Source organism: Desulfobacter sp. (assembly GCF_050177295.1).
In genome coordinates, this window is record NZ_JBFXHE010000167.1 from 1 (window position 1) to 9,150 (window position 9,150).

The following is a 9,150-nucleotide window of genomic DNA, read 5'->3' on the forward strand; positions in this document are numbered from 1 at the left end:
AATTTAACCGAAAATATAGCATAAGTGTCTCCTTGAAAGCTGATTATTATGCATTCGTTATTGCCTGAAAATACATAATAAATCATCTTCCAAGAGAGTCCAATTTATTTTTCTGGAACACTATATATCCGGAGCATAAGATTATCGGCATATTTTTATTTTCCGACAAAATGGCTTCAGCCAGGGCAATACCGGTCATATGGGGCATGGTCATATCCGTAATCACCATATCAAAGCTGATTTTGCCTTCCTGATAGGCATTCAGGGCGCTTTTTCCGTTATTAAACAGGTGGACCGAATAACCGAACCTATTCAGCAGTTCTTCAATTAAAGCCAGGATGTCAGGCTCGTCATCCACCACCATGATGGTTTCTTTGCCAGTTTTGAGAGATGCATCAATTCCTGTGCGACTGTCTGCTGACGAATCGTTTTTCGTTATGACCGGCAGATAGACGAAAACCGAGGTCCCGTGTCCCGTAATATTTTCAATGCAGGAAAAGCCTTTATGGTCTTCGACAATGGCCCTGACCAGGGCAAGCCGATCCATCTCTTTGGTCGTAAAATAGGGATCAAATGCCTTTTCAATGGCTTCCTGGTTCATACCGTTGCCGGTATCTTTTACCATCAGTTTTAAAAAGGGTCCGGGCTGAAAATAGTCTTTGTTTTGATGTGCCTGCGCAATCTGATCAACTGTGTCCAGGCTCACCGTCAAAGTTCCACCGGATGTCGTCATGGCATGATAGGCGTTTGTGCACAGGTTCATGATCATCTGATGCATCTGGGTGGGGTCTGCATTAACCATATCTCTGGTTTCCACCCGGGTTACCATGCCAATGGTGGTGGGTATGGACGACCTGAGAAGTTTAAGTGCCTCTTTAACCACAAGGTGCAGTTTTAGCGGACTCTTCTGGTTCTTTGTCTGGCGGCTGAAGGTCAGAATCTGTTTAACAAGGTCAGATGCGCGCTGGGCTCCTTTGAGGATCTGATTCATGTGGTTGTTCAGTTTTTCCGGGTTATTCAGGTTCATCTGGGCCAGTTGGGCATAACCGAAAATACTGGATAAAATATTATTGAAATCATGGGCAATCCCACCGGCCAGGGTGCCGATGGCTTCCATTTTCTGTGCCTTTTCTAATTGGATAAGAATCTTGCGACGTTCTTTCTCTGCGCGCTTCAACTCATTTGTCTTAAGGGCATTCTGGGCTGCAATAGTTTTCTGACGCTGGTCATTTAGCTGGTCATGATATTTTTTTATGCGGGTCATGAGTGTATTGAAATGCCGGGCAAGGCTTCCAATCTCATCTTGGGCATTATAGTTCAGGCGAATACTGTAATCGTCTCCTTTACTGTTGTTCAGAATATGTGTAAAATTTTCAAGTGGTTTGGTCACGGATCGTGACAATAGATAGGCCAGGACCACAAAGATCAGAAGAAAAAATAAAATATCCAGGGTGATTAATGTGGAGAATGTGCTTAAGGGTGTGTAGATTTCATCCACATAGTTTGCTGCACCAATGATCCACTTGTATTGGGGAAGATATCTGAAAATAACCAGTTGTTCCCCGGAACGGGTGTCTGGTACAGATAACCCAAACGTTTTTATTTTTCCTGATTTTTCATTAAGTATTTTTTGAATAATAGCGGAAAACGCTTCGGGCTGCGCCAGCAGATTTTTCCCCTGGAGAAAGGGATGCATGACCGCGTTCCCTTTTTCATTAACGATAAAGGCATAGCCGTTGTTCCGGAATTTGAATACCGTAATGGCTTTGAGCCTGTTTTCTATACTGATGTCTGCCGTTGTCTGGATAAGATCCTTGAGCAATGTTGCGCTTTGATTCAGTTCCTTTTCAATGATAGCTTCGATCAGCTTCTGACTTTGAACAAAGATCAGTGCTTTGGACATGAGAATTAATGGAACAAAAACAATGAGAAAGGAAAGCAGCAGTTTGTTCCTGAACTTAAGATTTCGAATTTTGGGTGATATGATCAATGGTCGTGGAGAATCCCTTGGACTGAATATCGCATTAAGGGAAAAGTCTAATATAAACGTGAGTAAAAAGCCATAAAAAATGGAAAAGAAAAATTCTCCGCTCAGGTGGGAGATCATAGGGCCAGTATCTTGAAAACCGGTCCTGGATTAGCGTTTCTTTTTTTCGGCTTTATGCTGGTACATTTTTGAATCTGCTGTTTTAAGCAGTCCGGATGGATTAGACACGCCTTCATCGGACAGGCTGGAGATGCCATGGCTGATCCGGATGTTAAAGGTATATCCACCTGAAATCAGTGGATTGGCCTCAAGATGCTCATTAACCCGTTTGATGAACTGCTCGGCACATTTTTTTTCTGTGGAAGGTAACAGTATGACAAATTCATCCCCGGCAAGCCGGGCAACGATATCCTGTTTCCGTTTCAGGTTGCTCAGGGTATTTGCAAGAAAGCACAGGGCTTTATCGCCGATGCTGTGCCCGGCTGTATCGTTAATGGTTTTAAAATCATCAAAATCAAAGAAAATAAGTGATAGCTCGCTATCATAACGTTTTGCCCTTGAAAATTCCCGGTCAAGTATGCGCTCGAAAACTCCCCGGTTAAACAGTCCTGTCAAAGAGTCATGAAAGGCCAGAAATTTCAGCTGCTCATGGGCCGTGACATTGGACAGGCACAAGGATACTTTCTGGGCCAGTTGCTCCAGAAGAGAGGTGTCAATACCAGGCTCAAAACGGCGAACGTCGCCATCGGCCTGGTTAATACTGCCCACAAGTTTTCCATCCAGGGTTATTGGGGCGATGGCAAGGGACCCTATGGACTCGGTCAGGGTATCGGGTATCAGATCTTTGAAAAATGTTAAATTTCTGTTGACCAGTACGGGTTTTTGGTCCTTGATAATGGAAATAAAACGTTCCTGGGCCACAAAAGCGATTGCTGATTTCAGGGCTTCGGATTCACTGCTGTCCCTGAGCTGCTCACAAATAGAGCTTTCCCGGATAATAGAAAGCCAGATATGCGGTATGTTGAATTTGTCTGCGATCTGGAACAAAAGCCGTTCGAAAAAATCCTCAAAGTTCAGGATACTTAAAATGCTGATCTCAATCTCGTTGAACTTTCTGGCTATTTCCTCGTTTTTTTTCAGTTGCTCTATCAGATGTAGCGGTATTTCCATTTTGCATAAATCCCAAAATTGAGGCTTTCCTGAATGTATTATTATTCCCATCTAATGTTCATTTACCATAAAGTCAATAGACTTTGGAAACCCGCTGAAGGTGTCGGGCATGCGTCACACAAGGTTAACAGGCGCATCCCTATTCTTTACCCGCCAATGGCTGTCATATGATTCAACGGCACATCCCGGGCAGTTCTCTTTTCTAAATTATGGCATAACGGTTTGTCCTTCAAGGCTGTTGTCATAATCTGTTTTAGCGCCTGATCATCGGCACCGTTGCGCAGGGGGGTGAGAATATCGGTTTCATTGTTTCCCAGCAGGCATGACCTGAGGGTGCCCCGGGAGGTCAGGCGCAACCTGTTGCAGTCACTGCAGAAATGAGAACTGATCGGTGTGATGAACCCTAAAATCCCCGGCGCCCCGGCCAGTCTGTACGGTTTTGCCGGGCCGTCATTTGCCCCTTTAGGGACTGCGGTCAAAGGCCCATGGGCGTCAATGATAAGGTTTTTAATGTCCCGGGTCAGGATCTGTCGGTCTGTATCCACTTCTGTGTCCCCCATGGGCATGTATTCAATGAACCGGACATGGAAGGGGTATTCCCGGGTCAGTCCGGCAATGGCCTGGATTTCATCATCATTGAATCCCCTCAGTGCCACGGTATTGATTTTTATGGGTGACATACCCAGGTCATGGGCTGCCATGATGCTGTCCCAAACCCTTTGGAAGCGGTCCCGTTGGGTAATCCGGATGAATTTTTCCGGCACCAGGGTATCCAGGCTGAAGTTGAGCCTTTGGATACCCATATCCATCAACCCTTTTAGCTTACCCCGGTCCAGACGGGAACCGTTGGTGGTAATGGAGATATCTTTTAACCGGGGAATGCGGCATAACCGGCGGATAAAGGAGAAAATACCCTTTCTGACAAAAGGCTCTCCGCCGGTGACCCGGACCTTGGTGATGCCCATGTCACAGCCGATGCGGACAAGCCTCAATATCTCCTCATACCGGGCAATTTTGTCATGGGCAATGGCCTTGAATGATGCTGCCGGCGTGCAATACCTGCACCTGAAATTACACCGGTCCGTCACAGAGATTCTCAGATAGTTGATGTTTCTGGTCCCGGCAATCATGGTGTGCTTTAATTTTTTGAAACACCTGACAAGGCGTTTTCATAATGTTCGAGCAGTGCGTCAATCAGACCGTCAATGGTAAAAGGGTCAGCCTCAATATCCGGTGCAAGCCCTTTGGCCCGGATGGTATCCGATGTGATGGGGCCGATGCTGGCAAGGGTCACACCTTCAAGCAGGGCAGGAGCGTTCTCTCCTTCAAGCAAGGTCAAAAAATTGGTTACCGTGGAGGATGAGGTAAAGGTCACTGCGTCAATATCACCGGCCTTAAGCATATCAATGAGAAGGTCTTTTTCCTCATCTGCCAGCCGGGTTTCATAGGCGGTTACTTCAGCCACCAGGGCGCCCATGCGCGTCAGTTCCTCGGGCAGGATGGTGCGCGCCTTTTTTGCCCGGGGCAGCAACACCTTTTTGCCGGTCATCTCAAGGCCTGAAAATGCCTCCACAACAGATTCCGCCCGGTAGGTTTCGGGCAGAATATCGGAAATGATGCCATAGTCTGCTAGGCGTTCTTTGGTCACAGGGCCGATGCAGGCAAATTTAAGATGTCCCAGGGCACGGACATCCTTTCCCTTTTCAAAAAGGGTATCAAAGAAAAATTTTACCCCGTTCACCGAGGTCAGCACCAGCCAGTCATACTGGTCCAGGTGATCAATGGCCGTTTCCAACGGGCTTTTGTCTTCAGGCGGTGCGATTTTAATGGTGGGAATTTCTATGCACTGGGCACCCAGGTCGCAAAGCGAGGCCACAAGGCCGGATGCCTGGGCCCGGGCCCGGGTAATCACAATTTTTTTCCCGAACAAAGGTTTTCTGTCAAACCAGGCCAGCTCATCCCGCAAAGAGACCACATGCCCCACCACAATGATGGCCGGGGATTTCAGTCCGGCTTTTTCAACTGCATCAACAATGGTGGCAAGGGTGCCGGTCACGGTCTGCTGGCGGGTGGTGGTGCCCCAGCGCACCAGGGCCACAGGCGTGTCCGACGGTTTGCCGTGTTCCATCAGTTTTGTGACGATATTGGACAGATTTTTGACCCCCATCAGAAAGACAAGGGTGGCGTCGGACTTTGCAAATATGTCCCACTGCATCCGGGACTCTTTTTTACCGGGCCGTTCGTGACCGGTAATAAAGGAGACAAAGGAGGTGTGGTCCCTGTGGGTCACCGGAATCCCGGCATAGGCCGGGGCAGCCACGGCAGACGTGACGCCGGGAATCACCTCATAGCTGATGCCATAGGACAACAGCTCCTGGGCCTCTTCCCCGCCCCGGCCGAAAACAAAAGGGTCGCCGCCCTTGAGGCGGGCCACGTTTTTGCCTTCCCTGGCCTTGTCCACTAGCAGCAGGTTGATCTTGTCCTGGGTCAGGGTGTGGTCCCCGCCTTTTTTCCCTACATAGATAATTTCAGCGTCTTTTCCCGCATATCCAAGCAGAACGGGGGATGCCAGGTAATCATAAACCACCACATCCGCAGCTTGAATACACTCTTTTGCCTTTACGGTGATAAGCCCGGGATCTCCCGGGCCTGCACCAATCAGATAAACTTTGCCCCTGGTTTGTGTCATGGGATATTAAGTGCCTCCAATATGCGTTGTCCGCCTTTATCAAGAACAAGTTTTGCCAGTTCCCGGCCTTTTTCAGCCACCTGTTCAGGGGTTGATTCAATGGTTTCTTTAATTAAGGACCCGCCGTCCTCGGATGCCACCACCGCAGTAAGCATTACCCGGTTGTCCCGGATTTTGCCGAAACAGGCCACAGGGATATGGCAACTGCCTTCGATTTCTTTAAGAAATGCCCGTTCTCCGGTCACACAGATTCGTGTGGGGTCATGGTCCAGGACCGATAAAATATCTGCCATGTCCGGATCATTTTCCCGGGTTTCAATGCAAAGCGCGCCCTGGCCAACGGCCGGCACCATGTCGGTTTCAGCAAGGTATTCGGTGATTTCACTGCCCTGGCCCAGACGTTCAAGCCCGGCCGCTGCCAGAACAATTGCCGTATATTCACCGGATTTAAGTTTTTTAATCCGGGTATCCAGATTGCCCCGGATGGATTTGATTTCAAGATCCGGGCGCAGATGTTTAAGCTGGGAGCCCCGGCGAAGGCTGGATGTGCCGATAACCGCACCTTGGGGATACGCTTTGAAAAGCTCTCCCCGGGCAGATATGAGCACGTCAAAGGGATTGGCCCGTTCCGGTATGGCCCCGATAATCAGTCCCTGGGGCAGTTCGCCCGGCATATCCTTCATGGAGTGAACGGCCAGGTCAATACTGCCGTCTAAAAGCGCCGCTTCGATCTCTTTGACAAAAAGGCCTTTGCCCCCCACCATGGCAAGGGGGCGGTCCGTTATCCGGTCTCCGGTGGTTTTAATAATTTTTATATCAACACGGATGTCTGGAAATGCTTTTTCAAGGCTGTGTTTTATATGATTGGCCTGCCACAGGGCTAACGTGCTTCCCCGGGTGCCGATACAGATATTTGATTTCATATTCACCCGATCGTTGCGCTGGTGCTGCAGGAACTGCAATTTGTTGAGGTGCAGCCGGCACAGCCTGAACTGCCCGCTGATGTGGTTGTCTGAATCTGGCCGCCGGGGCCTGTGGATTTGGAGACAAATCCGCATTTTGACATCAGCCGTGCCAGGTCTTCGCTGCTGCATGCCGGGCATTGGGGTGTATCACTGCCCATCACCAGGGTTTCAAAATTTTTACCGCAGGCGTTGCAGGTATATTCATAAATCGGCATTCTTCTGCCCCTTTTTATTATTAGTTTACAGGTATAAATAACACATCAATATAAGGATATAGCGCTTATTTTTCAAGGCCAGGATTCAATTTGTAATAATGCTGTGGTATCCCGGAAGGCAAAACGCTATACTGGGTTTTTAATGACAAGGGATTTATTTTAATGAAATTCATATTTCTGCTGGTGCTTGCCTTTGCTGCGGGCATGCTGGCGCCAGTGCAGGCCGGAATGAATGCAAAGATCGGAAAAGCGTTGAACGATCCTTTTTATGCGGCCCTTATTTCATTTGCCGTGGGCACGGCAGGTCTTTTAGCCTATGCTTTGACCGGCAGGATGGATTTTGCCACGATCCGCAGCGTTTCCGGCGTTCACTGGAGTCTTTGGCTGGCCGGGCTTTTAGGTGCCTTTTATGTAACTGCGACTATCGTGCTTGCGCCAAGGCTGGGCACTGCCCTGACCTTTGGCCTGGTGGTGGCGGGCCAGCTGGTCATGGCTGTGGTCATGGACCATTTCGGTCTGTTTGGCATGCCGGTTCAGCCGGTTAACTGGTTCCGTCTTGCCGGCATTGCATTGATCGTTGGGGGGACCATGTTAATACGGTGGTTTTAAGCCATGGAACAGTATTCTTTCGGCAAGATCGCAAAGAATATGACCCAGGGTGATATGGACCTCCTGGATACGGGCTGTTACAGAACTGCCCACACAAAAGGCCATATCACTCATCTCTTTTAGCTTTCCCCCTGCCCCGGAAAATCCCACCAGGGTCAACCCCTGATCCTTTGCCACTGCTGCAGCCCGGATCACATTGGCCGAGTTTCCCGACGTTGAGATACCAATGGCCATGTCCTTTTTGTTTCCCAGGGCCTGGACCTGCTTTGAGAAAATTTCGTCAAAGGTGTAGTCGTTGCCGATACTGGTGATAATTGAGGTGTCGCAGGTCAGGGCAATGGCGGGCAATGGTTTACGTTCCATCTGAAACCGGTTAACAAATTCCGCGGCAATGTGCTGGCAGTCCGCAGCAGATCCGCCGTTTCCGAAAAGCAGAAGTTTCCCGCCTGCATCAAAGGTGTCTGCCAATTGCCGGGCACAGATTTCAATGAGGTCTTCATGGGCTTCAAAGAATTTTTGCTTAGTTTCAATGGCATCCTGAACAGTCTGCCGGATCATCTCTTTCATTTGTTTTAGCTCTTTTCTCTTTTAAAAACAACGGTATCAGGCTGATCTGATGACCCTGTCCTGATATGTTTCCCCAATCTGGTTGTGGATATTTTGAATTTCTTCGAGATATTGTTTGTACTGTTCATTTTCAGGGTCCAGGTCTATACTTTTCTTTGCAAAGCTTAAAGCAATGGCCAGGTTTTTTTTCTGTAACGCCATGGCCCGGGCATAGCCGGATAACGCCTCGGGATCATTGGGATTGAGTTTTACAGCGTGGTTGAACTGGGCTGCGGCACCTGGGGCATCTTCCCTGTCCAGAAGGATCTGGCCTTTGATTCTGAATGCTGTGCCGGATTCGGGTTTGAGCCGGATGGCGGCATCCAGGTGGGTCATGGCCAGGTCAAATTTTTCTTCCTTGAACAGAAGATTGCCTAAGAGCAGCTCAATTTCAAATACATCAGGATTGATCCCATGGGCTTTTTTAAGGTAAGCCAGGGCGGAATCGGTTTTATCGTTGATCCGGTGGATCAGGCCGATATTGTGAATGACCATTGCCTCTTCGGGGTTGATATTGCGGGCTTTTTCAAAGAATTCCATGGCCTTGTCCAGGCAGGCGTCCACCCCAAAGGCCACGCCCAGGCTGTTGAGCAGGTTGATATTGGTCGGGGCAATGGAAAGCCCTTTTTCGTATTCGGTGATGGCTGCATCAATATGGTTGAGCTGGAACAGTCTGTCGCCACTGATGTTCAGGGACAGGCCGTCAAATTCAACAGCATGGCCGGGACCGAAAAAGGCTGCATGGTCCAGGGCTTTGAGCGCGCAACCCGCCATCTCTTCAACCGGGAAATCATGGAAAGGGAAGCAAATTGTTCCCATAATCAGTTTGGCATTCAGGGCCTGGGATATCTTTTCATTGAGCAGGTCAAGCAGTTTTTTACCCTGGGAAGCAGTTTTATAATCCCAGAA

The 9,150-nt window shown here is 48.8% G+C and carries 9 protein-coding genes; 1 reads left to right on the forward strand and 8 read right to left on the reverse strand.

The features are described 5' to 3' along the window. Positions 1 to 82 precede the first annotated feature (82 nt). The 6 genes from AB7U36_RS12630 to AB7U36_RS12655 all read right to left on the reverse strand — a co-directional run bounded on the left by AB7U36_RS12630 (position 83) and on the right by AB7U36_RS12655 (position 7,026). Entirely contained in the window at positions 83 to 1,990 is a 1,908-nt protein-coding gene (locus AB7U36_RS12630; protein ID WP_428160122.1) for a response regulator, read from the reverse strand. Between the two features lie 147 nt (positions 1,991 to 2,137). Then, positions 2,138 to 3,157, reverse strand: a complete 1,020-nt coding sequence (locus AB7U36_RS12635; protein WP_428160123.1) for a sensor domain-containing diguanylate cyclase — start codon at positions 3,155 to 3,157, stop codon at positions 2,138 to 2,140. 146 nt (positions 3,158 to 3,303) lie between these two features. After that, entirely contained in the window at positions 3,304 to 4,287 is a 984-nt protein-coding gene (gene moaA / locus AB7U36_RS12640; protein WP_428160124.1) for a GTP 3',8-cyclase MoaA, read from the reverse strand. A gap of 8 nt (positions 4,288 to 4,295) precedes the next feature. Next, on the reverse strand, positions 4,296 to 5,846 hold the full coding sequence (cobA, locus tag AB7U36_RS12645; RefSeq protein ID WP_428160125.1) for a uroporphyrinogen-III C-methyltransferase: 1,551 nt from the start codon (positions 5,844 to 5,846) through the stop codon (positions 4,296 to 4,298). Next, positions 5,843 to 6,769: a hydroxymethylbilane synthase gene (gene hemC, locus AB7U36_RS12650; RefSeq protein ID WP_428160126.1), complete on the reverse strand. Its 927-nt coding sequence runs from the start codon at positions 6,767 to 6,769 to the stop codon at positions 5,843 to 5,845. The genes cobA and hemC overlap by 4 nt, the downstream gene beginning before the upstream one ends. Before the next feature lie 2 nt (positions 6,770 to 6,771). Then, entirely contained in the window at positions 6,772 to 7,026 is a 255-nt protein-coding gene (locus AB7U36_RS12655; protein ID WP_428160127.1) for an FmdB family zinc ribbon protein, read from the reverse strand. Positions 7,027 to 7,188: 162 nt separating this feature from the next. On the opposite strand from AB7U36_RS12655, the gene AB7U36_RS12660 reads away from it, so the two are divergent. Next, positions 7,189 to 7,635, forward strand: coding sequence for a DMT family transporter (locus tag AB7U36_RS12660; protein WP_428160128.1), 447 nt, complete (start codon positions 7,189 to 7,191; stop codon positions 7,633 to 7,635). On the opposite strand, the gene AB7U36_RS12665 is transcribed toward AB7U36_RS12660, so the two are convergent. Together AB7U36_RS12665 and AB7U36_RS12670 are read right to left on the reverse strand one after the other, a co-directional pair. After that, positions 7,618 to 8,202 carry a D-sedoheptulose-7-phosphate isomerase gene (locus AB7U36_RS12665; protein WP_428160129.1) on the reverse strand — a complete coding sequence of 195 codons (585 nt, stop codon included), beginning with the start codon at positions 8,200 to 8,202 and terminating at the stop codon, positions 7,618 to 7,620. The two genes, AB7U36_RS12660 and AB7U36_RS12665, sit on opposite strands and share 18 nt — an antisense overlap. Before the next feature lie 36 nt (positions 8,203 to 8,238). Then, positions 8,239 to 9,150: tetratricopeptide repeat protein (locus AB7U36_RS12670; RefSeq protein ID WP_428160130.1), on the reverse strand; the 912-nt coding region annotated here is incomplete at its 5' end.

What these genes read in the sequence shown, in the direction of transcription:
- AB7U36_RS12635 (WP_428160123.1), bottom strand. Translation starts at nt 3,157, where the DNA reads ATGGAAATACCGCTACATCTGATAGAGCAACTGAAAAAAAACGAGGAA.
- hemC (WP_428160126.1), bottom strand. Translation starts at nt 6,769, where the DNA reads ATGAAATCAAATATCTGTATCGGCACCCGGGGAAGCACGTTAGCCCTG.
- AB7U36_RS12660 (WP_428160128.1), top strand. Translation starts at nt 7,189, where the DNA reads ATGAAATTCATATTTCTGCTGGTGCTTGCCTTTGCTGCGGGCATGCTG.
- cobA (WP_428160125.1), bottom strand. Translation starts at nt 5,846, where the DNA reads ATGACACAAACCAGGGGCAAAGTTTATCTGATTGGTGCAGGCCCGGGA.
- moaA (WP_428160124.1), bottom strand. Translation starts at nt 4,287, where the DNA reads ATGATTGCCGGGACCAGAAACATCAACTATCTGAGAATCTCTGTGACG.
- AB7U36_RS12655 (WP_428160127.1), bottom strand. Translation starts at nt 7,026, where the DNA reads ATGCCGATTTATGAATATACCTGCAACGCCTGCGGTAAAAATTTTGAA.
- AB7U36_RS12665 (WP_428160129.1), bottom strand. Translation starts at nt 8,202, where the DNA reads ATGAAAGAGATGATCCGGCAGACTGTTCAGGATGCCATTGAAACTAAG.